Below are 930 nucleotides of genomic sequence, written 5' to 3'. Positions count from 1 at the left end.
GAACTGTTCACGAGAAATTGCCCCTTCCGCGTAGAGATCTCGACGACGTTGGGTTTGTAAACGAGCCAGTTCTAGCTGTTCTTCCAAGTCCCGTACTCTCGAACGAGCAGCATCAATATTTTCAACTCGTGGCCCGGCTTGTAGTTCTCGTAGCCTTGCCTGTTCCTGAGTCAATAATGCTCGTGTTGCTGCAATGGTTTCCTGTCTTGGTCCGTTTTGCAATTCTGTTAGCGTTGCTTGCGCTTGCTGTTTTTGGGCGATTAACCCTTGTCGTTGAGCTTGGAGTTGACGGGTATCTAATCGACCTATGACTGCATTTTGAGCCACTTGATCTCCTTCTTTGGCAGCCAGTGATAGCAGCAACCCAGATTGCTCAAAACTCAATTCACTGGTGCGTTGGGCTTCTACAATTCCGGTATAACTCTGAGAGATAGAATAGGAACTAACCCGTTCTACTGTTACGGTTTCGACAGGTAAAATCGTGGGTAAATTCTGTTCAACAGTGGGTGATTTCGATTGAGGGACAACTGTTTGACGACGAAAAAAGGTGATTCCACCCAACCCAACTGCAAGTAAAATCCCAACGGCTCCGACCCGTAACCAACGATTTGAGGAACGTTTCGGCCCAGAAGGAACAACCTCAGCCTCGACCGCAATGAGATCATCGTGATCGGTTGAGGGTTCAGGTAAAGTTTCCAATGGAATTGGTCTTTTCCCGTTCTGTTGAGCAGATTGAGAATCTTGCAGTTTATCTTTACTCATGGGTCTAACCGTTGAGTGGCATAACTCTAATTCAATAAATTAAGACAGTCGTTTGATATAATTAAAACGCACGTTTAAAAAAATTGCAAGGATCGCAATAGATTTTTGTTTGAATGAACAGATCTGCGTACTATAGAATAAAGACCAACGTTTAACCCAAAATGAGTC

General features: G+C 44.5%; 1 protein-coding gene. It reads right to left on the bottom strand.

Annotated elements, in window-relative coordinates; translation table 11 throughout:
* Positions 1-762 (bottom strand): efflux RND transporter periplasmic adaptor subunit (locus M595_RS27955; protein ID WP_023069913.1); only part of this gene is annotated, 762 nt, incomplete at its 3' end.
* Positions 763-930 lie beyond the last annotated feature (168 nt).

It is taken from the genome of Lyngbya aestuarii BL J, assembly GCF_000478195.2.
GTDB lineage: Bacteria > Cyanobacteriota > Cyanobacteriia > Cyanobacteriales > Microcoleaceae > Capilliphycus > Capilliphycus aestuarii.
The sequence above is the reverse complement of the archived record's forward strand: the minus strand, read 5'-3'. Positions and strand labels throughout refer to the sequence as shown.